This is a genomic window from Pseudochrobactrum mosebachae, assembly GCF_048914685.1.
Classification (GTDB): domain Bacteria; phylum Pseudomonadota; class Alphaproteobacteria; order Rhizobiales; family Rhizobiaceae; genus Pseudochrobactrum.
Window position 1 is genome coordinate 1,798,717 of the sequence record NZ_CP128408.1, and the last position, 18,848, is coordinate 1,817,564.

The window sequence follows — 18,848 nt, forward strand, 5'->3', positions numbered from 1 at the left end:
AAATACACCCTATAAGTTGTCGGAGATTCTTATTTAAGGGTATCCAATGACTGACTCCGGAATATTGCCTGATCTGGCAGAGGTAATTGCTGAATGCAAAACGCAGCTTAGTGGAATTGATCCTGATCAGGAGGTTGCAGTAAGCCCTCAAAAAATAGATGCCTTAATTGCCGCATATAAAACCTTAAACCCTAAACACTCGATTGCTCTTGTAGGAGGGCACTCTTTTGTTATTAAAACCGGCGAACAAACACGGCATATAAGTATTCAGGAAATGCCCGCTCTTTCTATTCTGGCAGATAATTTGCGTGCGCTTGACGCTTACGCAAAGGCTCTGGATAGTCTTGCCAAGGATATGGGGTTTACGAGCAGAACGGGTGATGGAGCCGGTTTTTTCGGGTTGATGCCAGGTGAAGACTGGCAAACTAAAGCTAACTCTGATGACAGAGACACATTCTTGCAAAGTGTCGGGAGTGTGTTCTCTGATGAAATAAACAAAGAGAGAATTCTCAAATTTGTTACTGATCCTGACTGGAGCGGAATGCGGAGGGAAGATGGTACTATCGGGCGTAAGCTGAACCGCTCGACCGATTGGCAGGAGTCTGCAGTCCTTAAAACTGGCGGGTTAGTTGCTGCCGCTAGTGCCGGTCGTGTCAATTTGATCAGGGCAATCGAACAAGCCGGGTTCGGAGCTGATTTGGTGACTGGTGTCCCATCAGCATCCCAGCCTGAAAAACTTTCGTCCGTTAATGGCGAAAATGTTATTTTTTACGGAGCTCCTGGTACAGGAAAATCCAACCGGGTTGATACGATTGTCAGTGCAGCAGGGAAAAAAGCTTTCAGAACTGTTTTTCATCCTGACCTTCAGAATAGTGATTTTTTCGGCTGCCTTAAGCCACATATGGATGGTAATAACGTCAGATACGAATTTTCACCCGGGCCTTTTATGGAAGCACTCGCAGAGGCATTCAAAACTCTTGAAGAGCCGGTTTTCCTTGTAATTGAGGAGCTGAACCGTGCTGCGGCCGCAGCGGTATTCGGTGATTTGTTTCTCCTGCTTGACCGTGATGAAAACGGTCACGGCCAGTATGATGTGAATTTTCCATCGCGGGAAAGTAAGGAGTGGCTTAGCAAAGAAACTGGCACGGAGTACAGAACGCTTCTTTTGCCATCAAACCTCTTTATTTATGCCACCATGAATAGTGCCGATCAGGGTGTTTACCCCATCGACACAGCCTTCAGACGGCGGTGGCGGCAGGAGTATCTCCCTCTGGATTATGAAAAAGGGCCAGAAGGGGAAATTTCCTACATTGATGCTGCAAGTAATTCACATGTGCTCTCCTGGCGTGAGTTTGCAAAACTTTTGAAAGATTATCTTACGGCCAGTCATACACTGGACATCGCTGAAGACCGGTTGTTGGGACAGTGGTTTGTGAAGCGCGACGAGTTGAACGGTATAGGTATTCCGGAAAAAGTCCTGCTCTACCTCTGGGATGACCTGTTGCGCCATGAAGGTCGTGAAGAAGTGTTTGACTCGGGAGTGAACGGCAAGGTGAAAACTTATGGTGATCTCGTGGTTGAAGCGAGTGCCGGGCGAAGATTTCTATCGGACCGGTTTCTAGCACTACTGAACGCTGCCTCGGATGGTAAAGCCGGACAACCGGAAAAGACGGACCATGACGCGAGCTGAGTTCCCTCTATTCTTTTCGGATCGAGATCTTATCACTGTCCTTGAGCAGCATGCTGACAGAATACTTTCAGCGATGAGTGAGTGGGGTATAGGGCGTATAGGTGAACACAAGACAGTGCACTTTTGTGGCCTGATCTATCACCCGGAAGAAGGTCCGGTAATATTTCTACCGAGAGAAGCGAAAACTGGGGATCCGGTCATTGATTTGCAAACCGCAAGCCTGTCCATGAAAGCACTCGCCAGGTTTGGCGCAGAAACGTCACTTAGGGACTTTGAGGATGATGGCGACACAGGCAATCCGGGGATGCTTTCAGTTATCAAACGTCTGTCAGATGATTTCAGAGATCATGGTCTATATGCAGAGCGTATCCGTCGACAGACCAGAAACTCGGGAAAGCCAGATTGGAGAAATACAATCAAGCGTGAAATGGCTATGCCCGACCACAAGGGGCATCCTGTTTTTACGGACATTCGTACAAACCGTGCCATCAAAAGTTCTGACACACTTCTCGCTCGTATTCAGGCCGCTGTTCTTCGGGAAATCCACCTTGCTCATGGTTGGTGGCTGAGAGGAACATACGGTCGAACACAGGAATTGCGGTTATGCCCCAATCCGCCGTTTCCACGAACTTCATGGACTAGTAAGCTGGATACACTGCTACCGTCACTATACTCGTCCCGATCGATATTTCTGGCAAAATATCTACGTTTTTACCTTCGTGAAACGCGCAAATCGTCAAATGGTACTTTTGTTTTCGGAGTGAGTGGCTTTCACTCGGTTTGGGAAACCATGCTGCGTGAAACCATTGTAAGATCACCATACGACACCCGACGAAACTGGAACAGCATCTTGCCAAAACCCTTCTATATCCTGAAAGGGAGCAGTAAACACGATTCACGCAGCCGAGGCATGCAAACAGACATTATACTTGAGAATGAAACTGATCTCACGATTGTAGATGCAAAATACTACGCAGCCAAGGATGCTGATACTGCGCCAGGATGGCCAGACATTGCTAAGCAAATGTTTTATGAACAGGCTCTTCTGGAACTTGTGGCTTCAATGGAGACGCCACAAAGTCAGGTCACCAATATTTTTGCATTTCCAAGTCAAACAAATGATGGTCCGCTTGCCAGTGTTGAAATCCGTCATACGGATGGGAGCCCTGTCAGTACGACTTTTAAACCAATCGAATGTGTATATGTTTCAATGCACGAAGCACTAATTCATTATGCTCATAATACTCAGGGTATAAAATTACTCTGAGCCAAGGATTTATTGGTCTTGCCTCGGTTTCGTTCCGGATGACTCTTTCATCGTGATCGTTGGTCCCAATGCCTGCGGCAAGTCTACGCTGCTTCGAGCCTTGCCACGCCTGCTAACACCTACATCAGGCCAAGTGATCCTCGACGGTAAAAGCATAATTGACCTTCCTGCAAAGGAAATCGCACGGCGGCTTGGTCTTTTGCCGCAAAGTTCGATCGCACCTGAAGGTATCACGATTGTGGATCTCATCTCACGTGGCCGTTATCCGCATCAGTCGTTCCTGCGGTAATGGCCAAAGGCCGATAAGGAAGCCACCCGCGTCACGGGCCTGTCCGGACGGATGGTGGGCGAACTCTCCGGCGGTCAGCGCCAGGGGGTCTGGATTGGACCATGTGCGAACAGATGAAAAAAATGCAGAACTAAGCTCTGCGTATATAAAATTTCGTGCTTTTGACTCTCCTATAGGAGAGCCTGTGCGTATCTTGATCAAAAAGCCTATCGTGGTAGTCAGCGTAAATAGGTGAGTAATGGCTTAAGATTTTATAACATTTTGGACTTGTCACGTTTTGATGCCGCCTCCTTGAATAGACTATTAGTCATTAAGGAGAAGATTTATGACAGCCTTACATACTGACGATTTCCGACGCGAAGCTGTTCGCATTGCACTCACAAGTGGTCTTACTCGCCGCCAGGTAGCGTCCGATTTGGGCATCGGCCTTTCCACGCTATCAAAATGGATACAGCGTTCTCGCCCTGGAGATATACCTCCCGCTAACGATATTGATTTGGCAAGAGAAAATAATCGCTTGCGTAAAGAGAACTGCCTACTTCTGGAGGAGAGGGAAATTTTAAAAAAGGCCACCGTGTTCTTCGCGAAGCAAAGCAAATGAGATTTGCTTTCATCGAAGAGCACCGTAGTCAGTTTCCAATCCATCGACTGTGCCAGATTATGGGCGTTACATCACGTGGTTATCGTGCCTGGCGCAAACGGCCATTAAGCAAGTGGCAGAGACAGGATATGGTGCTTCTCGCGCATATTCGAGAGCAATATCATCTTAGCCTTAAATCTTATGGTCGTCCCCGCATGACGCAAGAGCTGAAAAGTATTGGATTATCTGTCGGGCATCGACGTATTGGGCGTTTGATGCGCCAAAACAACATTAGTGCAGTGAGAACACGCAAATATAAGGTGACAACTGATAGCAACCATACTTTCAATATAGCGCCTAACTTGCTGGATCAGAATTTCTCAGCCAACAAACCTAATCAGAAATGGGCGGGGGATATCAGTTACTTATGGACACGCGAAGGATGGTTATATCTGGCTGTCATAATTGATCTTCATTCACGGCGCGTTGTGGGTTGGGCTATTAGCGATCGTTTGAAACAAGATCTTGCATTACAGGCATTGAACAGAGCCATTGCTTTGCGCAACCCAGAACCCGGCTGCATTCATCATACAGATCGCGGCAGTCAATACTGTGCTCATGAATATCAAAAACGGCTGAGGAAGCTCCAATTCCAAGTCTCAATGAGTGGAAAAGGAAACTGCTGGGATAATGCTGTGTCAGAAACATTCTTCAAAACATTGAAGGCAGAGCTAATTTGGCGGCATTCGTGGCAAACACGAAAACAGCTGACCGATGCGCTTTTCAAATACATCAATGGATTTTACAACATACGCAGAAGGCATTCCACGCTCGGAGGAGTATCACCCGCACAATTCGAACGTATAACAGCCGAAAAGAGATGATGAGGCGGAAATAAAGCGGGACAAGTCCATGGTGCAGGCTCACTTATAAATTCCGCTCTGAATAATGGTGTGATCGACCCGGAGCGCTTGCTGGACGGAGCGCACGGGATAATCGGGATAGGAAAAATGGATTGGGATTGGGAGCAGCCCTTTGTCCCATCACAACTGATCCAAACCCCTAAGGTCGATATGACCAGTACGCTCATGCATGAAGTAGCCCATGCGCTCGGAATATCCGCAACAGTCTATTCTCAACAATCAGGTAACAACCCTGTTAAGGCAAAGTTTGCACCTGTTCTGAATGCCTGGACCAGTCATCTGATTGATAGCAATGGCAAGGCTGCCGCACCTGATCAAACGATTATTTGCAATTTTTGTGAACCCGCTGCGGCAGGAGCTGATACATTTGATGCCGATGACGGATTTGCTTATTTTACAGGGTCGAATGTAGATGCAGTGCTCAATGGTGCCATGCCGGGTGTTCCTGTGCGTGTTGATTCAAATCTGGTGCCTGGCTATAAGGACGACCCGTTTTCGCATACTGAGCTTAGGAACAGTATGATGAGCCATCAACAATATTCAAATTATATGTCGCTGATGGAGGCTGAATTCGCAGCCTTACAAGATATTGGCTACTCAATTGATCGCCGTAACCTGTTTGGCTACTCGGTCTATAATGATGGCATTACCTTGATCAATGATAATCCCTTCTTCGCTCGCAATAGTGAAGGCACTGCCTATATCCCCAACAGCTATAACACCGCGACCATGGGGCTCGGTCTTCATATCTATGGAAGTGGCAATATAATTGCCCAACGCGCAGATTTGCTATCCGCAGGGGCGGGCGGTGCAGGTATTCGTGTCGATGGTATCGGCAATACGATGACTATTTTGCCCGGAACACGGGTTCACGCCAACGGTGAGAACGGTCTTGGTGTGTTGTTTGCTTACGGAAAAAATCACACCCTGACGCAACGTGGTGATGTGCAAGCACTGGGTGAAAATGGTATCGCGGTCAGTTTTGACTTTGGCCATAATTCACTAGGTGACAACAATGAATATCGCGGTTCTTATTTTGTAACCTCGGGAAAACTAGATTTAGAAAGTTATTTTCCCGATTATTATGAAACGGCTCTGAATGAAGTGAATGGCCCACTTGTTTCAAGTTTCGATCTGACCGGCCGTGTTGCAGGTAACAAGGCTGCAATCTTCATGTCTGAAAATGCCTTGGTGGGACAGATCAATGTCATGCAGGGTGCCAGCATCACTGGTGATATTATTTCCGAGTATGCAGAAGAAGATGATGATGGCAATTTGCGTTTGACGGAGCTGAGTTTCGGCTTGAAGGCTGATGCACAAGGGAATTCGACTGGCACAGCGGATACGGATTTCAGACTGGCTTACGGTAGCAATATCAAGGGCAAGAATATTTCGCTGCATCTTGATGGCGGCACAACACTGCTGACCGGCAACCATCAAGTCTTTGATGTCGGTGTGGCGCAAGCAGCAACGCTTTCCGGTCAAGGGATTTACCAGATAGATGCAGCCCAGCAGTTCCGCAATAGCGGGATATTAAATCCTTCTGTTGCTGGAGCAACAATCACGATTGACGGAAATTATGCTCAGTCAGCTACCGGCACCTTGCAACTCGCATTCAATGATCAGTCTGACATCAGCAGCCTAATTGTAAACGGTAGTGCTGGTCTTAATGGCACGATCAGCTTTGCACCTGATCGCGGTTATTATCGTGATGGTTTCACCGTCACTTCAAACGAGTGGTTACAAGTGGGCGCAGTGAGTGGTAACTTCACAAATGTTAGCACCACATTGAGCTCACCGACACTTAACGCGAGTGCGACAGATAATGGTAATCTGTCTTATACGGTGTCATTGAGCCGTGATGCGAATGCCTATTCGCAATATGCGGGAGATAGTGAAGACCGTGAAGTTGGCGCTGCATTGGATAGTCTCGCCACTAATGCTGCGGCAGAGTTTAAACCATTGCTCGCAGCACTGGATTTTTCTGCACCTGACGGCTCAACCATTCGCTCAAGCCTGCCGCAGCTAAGTGGTGAGGCCTATGCATCCGCAAGTGGCGTTTTGCTCAATGCCAGTGGCATCACCCGGACATCGGTCAGTAATCGCCTGTCTCAGGTATTTGGCGGTACACCGGTTAATCCGGTGTCTGTGATGGCCTATGGTCCGGCAGCTAAAACCAGTCCGGCAGGCAATGCCATTGATCATGTTGCGCCGGTTAATGCTGATGATCTTCAGCGCTATGCCGCATGGGGGGCAGCATTCGGCAGTTGGGCTACACAATCTGCTACAGATAATGCCGCACGCACCAAGTCGACCATTGGTGGGTTCATCACCGGTATTGACGGTGATGTTTATGATAGTTGGCGCTTGGGTCTTATGGCCGGATACAGCCGTTCAACCTTTAAAACACCAAGCCTTTCTTCATCTGGTTCCAGCGATAATTATACTCTTGGTGCTTATGCGGGCACTGAATGGGCGACGGGCCAAGGTTCCATCGGTTTCCGCTCAGGGCTTTCCTATTCCTGGCACAATATCGAGATGAGCCGCTCGGTTGCTTTTAATGGCTATTCCGACAAGCTATCCGCTGATTACAATGGCGGTACGTTTCAGGTGTTTGGCGAGTTGGGCTATAAGCATGATCTCAGCCCGCGCGCGATCATCGAGCCTTATGCCAATCTTGCCTATGTCAATGTCAGAACGGACAGTTTTACAGAAACAGGTCATAATGGTGCAGCGCTCAGCGTACAATCCGGTACGATGGACACAACCCTCTCAACCCTCGGCATGCGTCTCTCAACCAGCTTCGAGCTTGGTAATACACTGACAACCGCACGCGCTGATCTTGGTTGGCGGCATGCATTTGGCGATGTGATCCCGTCGTCTACGGCGAGCTTTGCCGCAGGGTCTAATGCTTTCACCACATCGGGCAGTCCGATTGGCAAAGATACCGCACTGATTGAAGCCGGACTTGATTTCGCCATTACGAAAAATTCCAAACTTGGCGTCTCTTATCAAGGACAGTTTGGTTCAGGTATCACTCAAAATGGCGTCAATGCCAATTTCAGCGTAAAGTTTTAAACTGAGTAAGAATAAACGGGATGTGGAGACCTGTATGTAGATAAATTTAGCCGTTAAGTTTCATGCGGCTAAATTTAACTGTATTAGATTTTGTAACCCTTTACGGCCTTCTAGAGGAACCAACCTATGTCTTTAGGTGCAATAGCGGTCAATCTCATTTTGCCTGCACCGGTACTTATCGTTGAGGACGATATGCAGGTTCGCTTGAGGCTGGAAAATCTTCTGCTAGAATTTGGCTATAAAATTGATGCTCTTATTTTTGCTGCTTCACTCAGTGAAGCGCGCGCGCAATTGTCATTCTAAGCACTTTGGGGATTTGCAAAGGGGGGGCGGGGGGATGGATGTTAATATTTCGAGTGTAGAAGTCTTTACCCATGTACGCGTCATTATCGGCATTGTACTTGGTCTAAGTATTTCAAGGCTGTTAACGGGTGTTTGTCGTATTATTCAGCATCCACAGCGCCAGAATATATATCTGATTCATTTGGGATGGGTATTATTTACCTTTCTGACAGTCGTACATTTTTGGTGGTATGAATTATATTTGAACCAGACACTAGTGTGGAGGTTTGAGGCCTACCTGTTCCTTATCTTCTTCGCCAGCTTGCATTTTCTAGCTTGTAGTTTGCTATTCCCAGACAACATGGAAGGCTATTCCGGCTTTCAACATTATTTTACGTCACAGCGCGGCTGGTTTTTTTGCATTTTGATATCAGTTTTCTTAATGGATTTTGTCGATACTGTGTTGATTGTCACTGAGAACTGACCCAGTTTGGGCAGATATTTCCATTTAGAATTGACCCATGTTTGAACTTTCCCTCGTGTTTTTTACAGCGAGGGCTATGGAGTGATAGACATGGCATTATTGAGCGTTATCCGACGCTGGCATTACCGGGACGAACTATCAATCCGGGAGATAGCCCGACGAACGGGATTATCCCGGAACACCATCCGCAAGTACTTGCGTCTCAATGGCGTTGAGCCGAAGTTTCAGTCTCCTGAGAGACCCAGCAAGCTCGATGCTTTTTCTGACCGATTGACAGCATGGTTAAAGTCTGAAGATCGTAGACCGCGCAAACAAAAACGCACTGTGAAGCAGTTGCACGCTGACCTTGTCGTTTTGGGCTATGAAGGTTCTTATAGCCGTGTTGCGGCGTTTGCTCGTGAATGGAAGGCCGATCTTCATATACACAACCAGACGTCCGGTCGCGGTACGTTTGTCCCTTTGAGCTTTGAGCCGGGAGAAGCATTTCAATTTGACTGGTCTGAAGACTGGGCAGTTATCGGCAATGAGCGGACAAAGCTTCAGGTAGCACATACAAAGCTAAGTTATTCCAGAGCCTTTATCGTTCGCGCCTATCTCACACAATCCCATGAGATGTTGTTTGATGCCCATAATCATGCCTTCCGTGTGCTTGGTGGCATTCCACGACGCGGCATCTATGATAATATGCGCACAGCCATCGACAAGGTCGGTCGAGGCAAAGAGCGTGACGTCAATATCCGCTTTCAGGCCATGGCTAGTCATTATCTGTTTGAACCAGACTTCTGCAATCCTGCATCGGGCTGGGAGAAGGGACAGATTGAGAAGAATGTACAAGATGCACGACATCGGTTCTTTCAACCCGTTCCAAGATTTGCTTCGCTGGATGAACTGAACGACTGGTTGGAAGAGCGTTGCAGGTTTTTCTGGGCAACCACAACGCATGGTAAAATGCGCGGCAGCATAGCCGATCTTTGGGCTGAAGAAGTTCAGGCTCTTATGCCCGTTTCCCGATCTTTTGATGGCTTTGTCGAATATACCAAGCGCGTATCACCGACCTGCCTCGTTCATTTGGATCGCACGCGTTACAGTGTTCCAGCATCTTATGCCAATCGTCCAGTAAGCCTGCGTGTCTATCCTGATCGTGTCGTGGTCGCTGCTGAAGGGCAGATCATTTGCGAGCATTCACGCATCTTCAATCGCTCTCACGAAGCACCAGGTCAAACCGTCTATGATTGGCGGCACTATTTGTCGGTCATTCAGCGAAAGCCCGGCGCATTGCGCAATGGTGCTCCTTTCACGGAGCTTCCTGAAGCGTTTCGCACACTCCAGCTTCATCTGTTGAAGAAGCCGGGCGGCGATAGGGAAATGGTCGATATCCTTTCCCTCGTCTTACAGCATGATGAACAGGCCGTACTTATGGCAGTCGATATGGCGTTGAAGTCGGGAGTGCCGACAAAAACACATGTCCTCAATTTGCTTCACCGTTTGGTCGACGGCAAATCTCTCATTCCACCCCCGATTAATGCGCCGCAGGCACTGACCCTTAACAATGAACCCAAGGCCAATGTCGAACGCTACGACACCTTGAGAAAGACGGAGGCTCGTCATGCGTCATAATCCAGCGAGTGGTGCAATCGTCATCATGTTACGGCAATTGAAGATGCATGGCATGGCACAAGCAGTTGGTGAACTCACCGAACAAGGGTCGCCAGCTTTCGAGGCAGCTATTCCAGTTCTGTCACAGCTGCTTAAGGCGGAAACGGCAGAGCGTGAAGTCAGATCAGTTGCCTATCAGCTCAAAACTGCACGCTTTCCAGCCTACCGTGATCTGAACGGCTTTGACTTCGCAAGCAGTGAGATAAACGAGGCATTGGTCCAGCAGCTGCATCGCTGTGACTTTCTCAATGATGCAAACAACATCGTTCTGGTTGGTGGACCCGGCACGGGTAAAACGCATATCGCCACCGCTATTGGTGTCCAGGCGATTGAACACCACCACAAACGTGTCCGGTTCTTCTCAACGGTTGAACTTGTGAATGCACTTGAGCAGGAAAAAGCCCAGGGCAAATCGGGGCAAATCGCCAACCGGCTCATTTATTCCGATCTCGTTATTCTTGATGAACTCGGATATCTGCCATTCAGTGCATCAGGTGGCGCTCTTTTATTCCATCTGCTCAGCAAACTTTACGAGCGCACGAGCGTCATAATCACAACCAATCTTAGCTTCAGTGAATGGGCAAGTGTGTTTGGTGATGCCAAAATGACGACTGCATTGCTCGATAGATTAACGCACCACTGTCACATTCTCGAAACCGGAAATGACAGCTTCAGGTTCAAAAATAGCTCCGCGCAGGAACCAAAACGAGCAAAGGAGAAGTAGCAACCTTGACCGTAACTAAAAACCCGAACATTAATTAAAAGGCGGGTCAATTCTCGGTGGAAAAACTGGGTCAGTTCTTACCGGAAATCAACACAGAGCCACTTTGTAGCGAATTCTTGTGCCTCCTCAATGCTTTCCATGATATATTGATCTAACCATTCATGCCGAACAGTACGATTATAGCGTTCGATATATGCGTTTTGCTGTGGCTTACCTGGCTGGATGTGGCTCAACGTAATACCCTGCTTTTTAGCCCATTCCATCAGTTTACCACTGACATATTCAGGCCCATTATCCATACGAATAGAAAAAGGCTTGCCGCGCCACTCAATGATCTGGTTCACGCTTCGAATGACACGTTCCGATGGCAGAGAAAAATCCACCTCTATGCCTAAACCCTCACGGTTGAAGTCATCCAGCACATTTAACAGTCGAAACTGTCTGCCATCACCCAGTTGATCTGCCATGAAATCCATAGACCAGACCATATTGGGAGATTTTGGCACAGCTAGAGCATCGGGTTTATCTCGTTTCAACCGTTTACGTGGCTTGATCTGTAAGTTGAGCTCCAACTTCCGGTAAATGCGGTATATCCTCTTGTGGTTCCAGCGATACCTTTGGGTGGTACGCAGATAAAGGAAGCACAAGCCGAAGTCCCAGTTCCTCTTCGCCCTCGGTAATCCGATTGACAGGTCAGCGATCTGCTCGTTATCGTCGTTCAGTTTGGCGCTGTAACGATAGCAAGTCTCGCTTAGCGTGAAGGTACGGCAAGCAAGTGCAATGCTAACCCCACGCCGCTCCACGTCCATTAAGGCCATCTCTCGTCGCTGAGATGGTCCAGTTTACTTTTTTTCAAGGGCTTCCTTTCGCAACTCGTTCTGCATGCTGAGCTCTGCAAACATTTTCTTAAGCCGTCGGTTCTCATCTTCCAATGCCTTTGTTTGGGCAATCATCGATGCATCCATCCCGCCATACTTGGCACGCCATTTTTAGAACGACGCGTTGCTCATCCCATGCTCGCGGCAAAGCTCCGCTACAGGAACGCCATCCTCGGCTTGGCATAGGATAGAAAGGATTTGCGGTTCTTTAAATCTCGTCAGTTTCATAAAAATCTCCTCGTTTTACTAAACCGAGAAAATTCTACTTTGAAATACCTTTAATTTTAGGGGGGATTACCCGACAATGGCGCCTGTTTCACTGCCAAAGTTACAAAATCGTTACCTCGGGATATCGGTGTGGAGGTTAGAACAACGCCTGTCAGAAGCCTGGAATCAAATTGTATGGTTGAGGCGCTTGCCAAAACCTTCAAGCGTGACTATGTCAGCGTTAATCCAAACCCGGACACAAAAAGCGTTATCAAATCATTGCATTTGTGGTTCGAGCATTACAATGATCTCCACCCACATAAGTGTTTAGGATATCATTCACCCCGTGAGTTTATCGCCGATCAAGTTAACCTGTAAAAATGACCGATCTTTTGACGGCAACTACAATAACTGCCTCTATCGCTTTTGGTGATTCAATTGAATAATAAACTTTATTTTTTGCCTAATAGCGGTGAGTCTGCCTCTGATATTAGGGAATTCGATTGGTCAAAATCACCGCTTGGTGAACCGGAGAACTGGCCTATCCAATTAAAAACAGCTATACAACTAATGCTGGCTTCACAATTCCCTAAGGCAATTGTATGGGGAAAAGAGTACATTACATTTTATAATGATGCCTTTAAAATTATCCTTGGCGCAAAACAAGACTGTATGGGTAAATCATTCAAGGAAATCTGGAGTGACGTTTGGACAAGTATTGAACCGATGATAGTAGATGCCTATAACGGCAACGCAACCTTTATTGAAGATTACCCAATAATAATTAATCGTAATGGTTATCCCGAGCAATGTTATTTTACATTTTGCTATAGTCCTATCATAGATGAGACTGGCAAAGTTTTAGGTATGATAGATACTGTTATTGAGACGACAGAAAAGGTTGAAGCCGTTAAAAATGCGGCTGTTTTAAATTCAGAGTTAGCACACAGAATAAAAAATACTTTTAGTGTAGTACAGGCACTGGCTAATCAAACCTTTCGAAAAAGCGACCCTAAAGAGGCTATTCCAGTATTCTCTAAAAGACTCCATGCGCTTGCTAAAGGTCATGATATACTTAGAGTAGGTAATTCTTCTAACGGGACGATAGAGCAGGTTATAACAACGGTTTTTGAAGCGCTGGCTCCTAAAAATCGGATTACGTTAAACGGACCTGAGATTTTCATAGGGCCCAAAGGGGTTATGTCTACCTCATTGCTTATCAATGAGTTAACCACAAATGCAATTAAATACGGATCCCTATCAGTGCCGAATGGGTTTATCGTAGTGAATTGGATTATTAAGATTGAAAATGATATCCCTACACTCGTATTGGAATGGCAAGAGCGAAATGGCCCGAAAGTTACTCCGCCAAAATCTAAAGGATTTGGTTCGCGGTTGATTAAAATGGGGCTGATGGGGATTGGCTCTTCAAATGTGGATTATAATGAGGACGGATTGTATGCAATTTTCACCGCATCTTTTCGGCAAATACAGGAGGAGGGAAGGCTGTACTCTTCAAGCACACGCATCAACCGATAGAATATTACCCTAATATGTGTGTCCTAATTTAATGTAATATGCATAATTTTGTTGATGACAATGGCTGCTGCAATTCCTTAGCAATATCCCAAGGGGCTTTCACCCACATATAAAATTCTTCCGGTTCAGTCAGAATAACTGACATAGCTCTGGGATGGATGGATGGAAGCGACAACTGAATTCGGCTCACGGGTGAGAAATGCAAATAGGTGTGTTTTTGCTTTCCTTCTGCCTCTTTCCGAACTCCGATCCATTCAGTCCAGATGCCTGCAAAGTAAAATAGCGGTTCGCTTTCATCGACGGCAAACCACTGCAACGGTTTTTTTACCTATCTTGGGATCTGGCTCCTGTGCTTACTCGCTGAATGAGGTTGCGGGAACAAGGCACCGGTTTGCAACGCCCAGCCAGCGTTGCCAGTGGCGGGATGAAGTATTCCGCACATTGGTAATGCCTTTATCCGCTTCACCTTTCATGTAAATCGATGGCGTTGGCATGCCCCAGCAGCTTAAGCCCAGATCTACGCCGTCTAGATTATTGCGCAATACTGGTGCCGGATAGTCCGGATAGATTTTTCATAAAAATGACGCCCCATCTGTTAAATCAATATATGAGCCAACAGCTTGTTGTAGCTGAATTTTATTTATTTTAAGATTATAAAGATTGCACGTAACGCTCCTCGCTTTAAACGAAGATATTCTGAGCCTTAAAAAGCCCACTAATAAGATAGTGGGCTATATTTTAAGCTGCTTTGGCATTTAAAATTTTCTCTACAAGCTTGGTGAGGTCTTTATCTGTTTGACCTTCTTCCTAAATAGTTGCATAAAAGATATAATGAATCTCTTTATGACCGAGTTCTCGAGCCCAGCGCTTTAGTGTTCCTTACCGAGTGATTTCATAGTGTTTCACGGCTTTAGCTGCAGAGATAAGGCCGGCATCAAGTGCCGCTCTACCTTTGTACTGATCAATAATCTCTTCCCCTTCCAAGATGATACCTTCAATGGCATCACAAGTTTTACCCTGCGCTCGTTTACCGAAAAGTTCAAAAATTTTCTGCAGACATTCAACATGGGTTTCTGTCTGTTCATGGTGCTTTTCAAGAGCTATTTTTAGCTTTTCGTCGACTGCTGCCTTTGCCATTTTCGGAAGCGCTTTAAGGATTTTCCGTTCGGCGTAATAAATGCCTATTAAGGTGCCATAGAATAAATTATCCAAAGTTTTTTTGGCATAACTTTCTCTCTTTAAGTAGCCCTCTCTAATTTAACAACCCATTTCATTCAGATTGGCTCCGGATTATTCTTCAGCTTCAGTTTCTATATCCCGCTTCATTTTTTTGAGGTCTTTTAGTGGTAGATGCTCTATGCCGATCATATCTACTCTAGCATCTTCAACGACGGAAATAAGCTCATCCAATTTAGTATGTAGCGCGCATGAATCGCGATTCTGGGAATTTTGAATTAGGAAAACCATTAAGAATGTTACGATTGTAGTGGATGTATTCACTATCAATTGCCATGTGTCAGAAAATTGAAATATTGGTCCAGTAATTGCCCATACAATAATAAAAATCACTGCTGCTAAGAATGCAAGATGATGTCCAGTTGCACTAGATGCAGCCTCACTAAATCTGGTGAAGATTTTCCCCATGCCGGCTCCTCAAATTTTGTAGAACTGTATGATAACGCCCGTAATGGAGAATAGTTCACTAGATTACTCATAGGTTAAATTTACGGTCGAGCTCCCTCACACATTTTCTCTACGGAAAGGCGCGTGATCGCCTGTCCTGCCACCCCTTGGATTTCGTTAATCATGACAGTGCTTTCGTCTTTTTCATCTCTCCACGAGCTTTCGGGAGGAACAAACGCGATGATAAATCCTTTAGGGAGAGAATAAACAGGTAACAAAATTCGGTGATTGACCTGAACCCCAATGCTCCTCTATTTTTCAGGAGAGACTTAGTTTATACTGACGTGCTCCCCTTGTTAGGACCACCCGGCTGTGGGATTTTCCGGGGTTTTGACGTGCACCCTTTTTTCTAAAGCCAATTTTATGGCGAACTCATTCGGCGTAGCATTGCGGAGGGAAGAGTACGGTCTGTTTTTGTTTAATCATCCTTCCATGCTTTGATCTCAGTGCGTGCCCGAGCCAGCAATGAGAACAAGGTCTCGATCAAGCATTCGTCGCGAAAACTACCATTAAAGCTTTCGACAAACCCGCTTTGCATTGGTTTGCCCGGCGTGATTTAGTGCCATTCAATGCCTGTCTCCTGACACCACTTGAGAATGGTATGACTGGTGATTTCTGTCCAGTTGTGAGAAACTATCGTTCGTGGCTTGCCGAGTTGACTGGTCAGATAATCCAGCTCGCGTGCCAACCCCAGGTCTGACAGGGATGTGTCGAGAACCAAAGCCAGACACTTCCGCGTGAAGTCATCAACGACCGCAAGAACCCTGAACCGACGACCATCTGTGAAGGCATCACTGATAAAGTCCAGTCTCCATCGTTCAGTGGCTCGCGATGGTAAAACTATCGGCCTCCGCGTTCTCAGAGCCCGTTTGCGTCTATCATGCTTGCGCACAGTTGGTTTCTCTTGCTTGTACAATCTACGCAGCTTCTTCAGGTTCATGATAGCCCCCTGTCGTTCTAGCATCACATGAATACGCCGATAACCGAAGCGCTGTCGTTCGGAGGCCACTTGTTTCATTGCTTCACGAATATGAGCATCATCAGGCCGCTTACGACGATAGTGCACACTAGATCGATCAACACATAAAACGGCATACGCCCGACGCTGACTCACGGCATACACTTGGCAGATGTGAACAACTGCGTCTCGCTTGGCATCGGGCGTTACCATTTTTTTTGCAGCAATATCTTTCAAAATAGCATTGTCAAGAATCGCCTCTTCTAGCAGCTATTTAAGCTTGGCATTTTCTTCTTCCCATGCTTTAAGTTTACGCGCATAGGAAACCTCTACCCACTAAATTAGGCTTTATATTTGTAAAAACGGGCGCTGCTAATCTAACATTTGCGGCACACTTGTGCAGTGGGCGTTCTCCCTTCCTGCTCTTTAATCATCCCGATTATCTGTTCGTCTGAAAACCGGGAGCGTTTCATTGTCCATCTCCTACCAAGGATTGGGCTTTACCAAAATCTGGAGGAGCTTGCTGGGCTGAGGTCACAAGACGATGGCGACCAACATTAAGACCATCTTCATTTGATTCAATATGCATGCGTGATGACCCATAGGATCATTGGATGTCTTAAACTGCGCACGGATATGCGCCAGCAGGATCAGATCCCTGCTTTGCCGAGGGCTGGCAGGACGGCCACGCCACGCAAAATAACCTCTTTCACTCACACCAAAAAACCGAGCTAACCCGATAGACAGGGAACTCCTCTTTCGCTTCATCAATGAGTTTGTACTTCATCGACTTCCCACTTTCGTGAAAAAAGTTGCGGCACGTTTTAATATCTCACGTTCCAGCCGCAGAATTTAGTTTTTCTAACGCAAACGGGCCAATCTTTTGTCACAACCTGATGTGGACCACCCATAAGATCCGCATCATGCAATTGCTGCTTCCAGCGCGATAAACTTGAAAGCCCTACACGAAGATCTTTGGCAACCTAAGGAAGAGTCCGGCCACTCGTTTCCATAAGGCGAACTGCTTCTTTCTTAAACTCGTACGTAAATGTAAGGCGTTTGGTTTTAGTCATAAGATTCTCCTGTTATCTAAAGATTTAACAGAAAATCCCTCCATTTTACCGGGGCAAGTCCAATTTTTACATCACTACCGAGTTTTTGAATTCTTCATAAGGAACGCGGAGAGCATAACGTTCGTGCCCATGCGTGGCAACGATAGGAATTTTTAATCGTTATGGCTTATGAATATTGATTTTCTCCAATGATTAAAAAGCATAAAACCTACTTTCAGATCTTATCAAAGTTCCCAAAAAACAAAAAAATAGCGCATTAAACTTTAAGGATTCATGCGCTATTATCTTAAGTGGTAAGGACAGATGTAGTCCTATTTACGGTAGGCAAGACCGCTCCAAATGCGTCCTTCATCACGATGGCGACCGCCATGGATTGCGCCGATATACGCTGCTGCTGCAGCCACTAACGCTGCTGCTGCAAGAAGAAAAGCGCTTAGAATAGAAGCTACGCGGGCTTTTTCGGCCACTTCAATCGCTTTTTCCTTGGCATCTGCAACGGTTTTCTCAGCACTAGCCTTCAACTCGTCAAATTGCTTTTGGGCTTCTTCGACTTTTTTCTGTGCCTCTGCGCGCAGCTGTCCCACACGTGCTATAGATTGATCTACGCGTGTTTGGGCTTCTGTCTGGGTTAAGTTCGTCTGAGCCGCAACTTCTGAAACTAACCAGGTTCGGTCGGCATCAGAGATCTCACCTGTTCGCAAAAGGCTCCCCAGAATTCCAGTTACCTGTCGTGTTGCTCTATCCACATTCCCAATCTGGGAGTCTGCTGTTTCTGGGTTTGCTGCGCTTTTACGCAACAAGCTATCGGTTATATAATCAAACGGATTATTTTTAAGGCTCTGAGGAAGCATTTCATCAAGGGTAGGCGCTACTGCTTGTCCGGCTCCTTGAGCCGCGCCTGCTAGTGCATTTCCTGCCCCGGATATCAGACCTCCACCCAGTTGACCAATGCCTTGAGCTGTACCACCGATGGCCGAACCTGTGGCTTCAAGTGTTGAGTGAGCGACATTGCTAACAGCTTTTACCCCACCAGTGATAGCACTTGCAGCGAAAAAACCGGAGATTAGTATGCCGATACCCCATACAGCCAAACCATTGAGTCCATCACGAATAGTCGTTTCATCACGGGTTGCATTTCCAACTGGACGTCTCATTCTACCGGTTATGTAACCACCGAGCATATAAGATGCGACCATAGAAATAACGGCGAAAAGCGCAGTTATTATCAACCACGTCGTACTGACATCGCCACCGTCCTCTGCCGTTATTGAACCAAGACCTAATCCGGCTGCAAATGTAGTAAAGACCACTACAATACCAGCCGAAATCGCTGAACCAGCTAGGATTGCGGCCCAATCGGCATAACTGCGATCTGATTCAACTTTAATATTATTTTGCTCTACCATTATCGTAATCCCAACATTGAAAGGATAAACAAGACAATCACAACAAGACCAACAAGATAAATAATGGAATTCATAGAGCTACCCTCCTATACGGATTTGCACCGTTGAATTGATAATAGTAATTTTATAGA

At 46.5% G+C, this 18,848-nt stretch carries 12 protein-coding genes and 5 pseudogenes; 11 read left to right on the forward strand and 6 right to left on the reverse strand.

The annotated features are described in order from the left end of the window. Nucleotides 1-46: 46 nt before the first annotated feature. The 9 genes and pseudogenes from MP213Fo_RS08175 to istB all read left to right on the forward strand — a co-directional run bounded on the left by MP213Fo_RS08175 (nt 47) and on the right by istB (nt 10,973). Nucleotides 47-1,690: an AAA family ATPase gene (locus tag MP213Fo_RS08175; RefSeq protein ID WP_421088567.1), complete on the forward strand. Its 1,644-nt coding sequence runs from the start codon at nt 47-49 to the stop codon at nt 1,688-1,690. Then, on the forward strand, nt 1,677-2,957 hold the full coding sequence (locus tag MP213Fo_RS08180; protein WP_421088568.1) for an LlaJI family restriction endonuclease: 1,281 nt from the start codon (nt 1,677-1,679) through the stop codon (nt 2,955-2,957). The genes MP213Fo_RS08175 and MP213Fo_RS08180 overlap by 14 nt, the downstream gene beginning before the upstream one ends. A gap of 31 nt (nt 2,958-2,988) precedes the next feature. Then, nucleotides 2,989-3,342 (forward strand): annotated as a pseudogene (locus MP213Fo_RS08185) (ABC transporter ATP-binding protein); the annotation flags it as partial. A gap of 229 nt (nt 3,343-3,571) precedes the next feature. Then, nucleotides 3,572-4,710, forward strand: a protein-coding gene (locus MP213Fo_RS08190) for an IS3 family transposase (RefSeq protein ID WP_421088569.1) whose coding sequence is annotated in 2 segments (ribosomal slippage) — nt 3,572-3,806 and nt 3,806-4,710 — 1,140 coding nt in all. Because the reading frame shifts where the segments join, the coding sequence is not laid out codon by codon here. A 126-nt stretch (nt 4,711-4,836) separates the two neighbouring features. After that, nucleotides 4,837-7,827, forward strand: a complete 2,991-nt coding sequence (locus tag MP213Fo_RS08195) for an autotransporter outer membrane beta-barrel domain-containing protein (protein ID WP_421088570.1) — start codon at nt 4,837-4,839, stop codon at nt 7,825-7,827. Between the two features lie 126 nt (nt 7,828-7,953). Then, nucleotides 7,954-8,130 carry a hypothetical protein gene (locus tag MP213Fo_RS08200; RefSeq protein WP_421088571.1) on the forward strand — a complete coding sequence of 59 codons (177 nt, stop codon included), beginning with the start codon at nt 7,954-7,956 and terminating at the stop codon, nt 8,128-8,130. Nucleotides 8,131-8,164: 34 nt separating this feature from the next. Then, nucleotides 8,165-8,593 carry a hypothetical protein gene (locus MP213Fo_RS08205; RefSeq protein WP_421088572.1) on the forward strand — a complete coding sequence of 143 codons (429 nt, stop codon included), beginning with the start codon at nt 8,165-8,167 and terminating at the stop codon, nt 8,591-8,593. 90 nt (nt 8,594-8,683) lie between these two features. Continuing rightward, nucleotides 8,684-10,210 (forward strand): IS21 family transposase, encoded by a 1,527-nt coding sequence (gene istA / locus MP213Fo_RS08210; RefSeq protein ID WP_376711403.1) that lies wholly within the window; start codon nt 8,684-8,686, stop codon nt 10,208-10,210. After that, on the forward strand, nt 10,200-10,973 hold the full coding sequence (gene istB, locus MP213Fo_RS08215) for an IS21-like element helper ATPase IstB (RefSeq protein WP_376711404.1): 774 nt from the start codon (nt 10,200-10,202) through the stop codon (nt 10,971-10,973). Before istA ends, istB begins: the two co-directional genes overlap by 11 nt. A gap of 95 nt (nt 10,974-11,068) precedes the next feature. Here the strand turns inward: istB and MP213Fo_RS08220 are convergent. Beyond that, nucleotides 11,069-12,079 (reverse strand): annotated as a pseudogene (locus MP213Fo_RS08220) (IS3 family transposase); the annotation flags it as partial. A gap of 66 nt (nt 12,080-12,145) precedes the next feature. On the opposite strand from MP213Fo_RS08220, the pseudogene MP213Fo_RS08225 reads away from it, so the two are divergent. Both MP213Fo_RS08225 and MP213Fo_RS08230 read left to right on the forward strand, forming a co-directional pair. Further along, nucleotides 12,146-12,436 (forward strand): annotated as a pseudogene (locus tag MP213Fo_RS08225) (integrase core domain-containing protein); the annotation flags it as partial. A 60-nt stretch (nt 12,437-12,496) separates the two neighbouring features. Then, entirely contained in the window at nt 12,497-13,597 is a 1,101-nt protein-coding gene (locus MP213Fo_RS08230) for an HWE histidine kinase domain-containing protein (RefSeq protein WP_421088573.1), read from the forward strand. A gap of 353 nt (nt 13,598-13,950) precedes the next feature. Here the strand turns inward: MP213Fo_RS08230 and MP213Fo_RS08235 are convergent, their stop codons facing one another. From MP213Fo_RS08235 to MP213Fo_RS08255, 5 genes and pseudogenes are all read right to left on the reverse strand, one after another. Beyond that, on the reverse strand, nt 13,951-14,139 hold the full coding sequence (locus tag MP213Fo_RS08235) for a hypothetical protein (RefSeq protein WP_421088574.1): 189 nt from the start codon (nt 14,137-14,139) through the stop codon (nt 13,951-13,953). Nucleotides 14,140-14,335: 196 nt separating this feature from the next. Further along, a pseudogene (locus MP213Fo_RS08240) lies at nt 14,336-14,854 on the reverse strand (ferritin-like domain-containing protein). Between the two features lie 33 nt (nt 14,855-14,887). Beyond that, on the reverse strand, nt 14,888-15,241 hold the full coding sequence (locus MP213Fo_RS08245; protein ID WP_421088575.1) for a low affinity iron permease family protein: 354 nt from the start codon (nt 15,239-15,241) through the stop codon (nt 14,888-14,890). Nucleotides 15,242-15,576: 335 nt separating this feature from the next. Beyond that, nucleotides 15,577-16,711, reverse strand: a pseudogene (locus MP213Fo_RS08250) (IS3 family transposase). Between the two features lie 911 nt (nt 16,712-17,622). Beyond that, on the reverse strand, nt 17,623-18,717 hold the full coding sequence (locus tag MP213Fo_RS08255; protein WP_421088576.1) for a hypothetical protein: 1,095 nt from the start codon (nt 18,715-18,717) through the stop codon (nt 17,623-17,625). Between the last annotated feature and the right edge of the window lie 131 nt (nt 18,718-18,848).

Excerpts from the sequence above, each read along its gene's own strand:
- MP213Fo_RS08175 (WP_421088567.1), top strand. The coding sequence starts at position 47 with ATGACTGACTCCGGAATATTGCCTGATCTGGCAGAGGTAATTGCTGAA.
- MP213Fo_RS08255 (WP_421088576.1), bottom strand. The coding sequence starts at position 18,717 with ATGGTAGAGCAAAATAATATTAAAGTTGAATCAGATCGCAGTTATGCC.
- istB (WP_376711404.1), top strand. The coding sequence starts at position 10,200 with ATGCGTCATAATCCAGCGAGTGGTGCAATCGTCATCATGTTACGGCAA.
- istA (WP_376711403.1), top strand. The coding sequence starts at position 8,684 with ATGGCATTATTGAGCGTTATCCGACGCTGGCATTACCGGGACGAACTA.
- MP213Fo_RS08245 (WP_421088575.1), bottom strand. The coding sequence starts at position 15,241 with ATGGGGAAAATCTTCACCAGATTTAGTGAGGCTGCATCTAGTGCAACT.
- MP213Fo_RS08180 (WP_421088568.1), top strand. The coding sequence starts at position 1,677 with ATGACGCGAGCTGAGTTCCCTCTATTCTTTTCGGATCGAGATCTTATC.
- MP213Fo_RS08195 (WP_421088570.1), top strand. The coding sequence starts at position 4,837 with ATGGATTGGGATTGGGAGCAGCCCTTTGTCCCATCACAACTGATCCAA.
- MP213Fo_RS08200 (WP_421088571.1), top strand. The coding sequence starts at position 7,954 with ATGTCTTTAGGTGCAATAGCGGTCAATCTCATTTTGCCTGCACCGGTA.
- MP213Fo_RS08205 (WP_421088572.1), top strand. The coding sequence starts at position 8,165 with ATGGATGTTAATATTTCGAGTGTAGAAGTCTTTACCCATGTACGCGTC.